Source organism: Cupriavidus sp. 05T42 (genome assembly GCF_056396345.1).
Window position 1 is genome coordinate 1 of record NZ_JBFTLH010000064.1, and the last position, 484, is coordinate 484.

Consider the following 484-nt stretch of genomic DNA (forward strand, 5'->3'; position numbering starts at 1 on the left):
CCCTCCTGCTCCATCAGCAGGCGGATGGTTTCCCAATCGGACATCTGATACTGGAAGCGGAACGCGTGCTGGGGATATTGGCGTCGAAGCCTGAAKGAAAACTGATGCCCGACCAGTTCATGCCGCCGCAGAATCGCCTCGATAATCTCCGGCGCGGTCTGGTGCTGGTAGATGCGGGTGGAGCGCGTAAGCCGAAGCCGGGCGACGAGCGGTTCCACGATGAACTCGTAGCCGTGGAAGTCCCGCGTCTGCTGCGTCTCGGTGAAACGCATGATGCAACCGGCGAAGGTCCGCGGCGCTGACCCGTCCCCAGGGTCGATGATAAAGCTGGCCGCCTTGCCGAGATAATCGGCACGATCCAGTTCGGCAGGGTGCGTGAGTTGAACCGTGACGGCATAGGGTTCGCCTAGCCGCTCCACAGCCTCGAACGACACCACCGACAATGCCCCGGCGCTGGCCGCGCCGGGAACCTTAAGGAAGTACT

General features: G+C 62.3%; 1 protein-coding gene. It reads right to left on the minus strand.

What is annotated here, in order from left to right; all coding sequences use genetic code 11:
* Positions 1 to 484: contractile injection system protein, VgrG/Pvc8 family (locus AC1EJR_RS27335; RefSeq protein ID WP_477113958.1), on the minus strand; the 484-nt coding region annotated here is incomplete at both ends.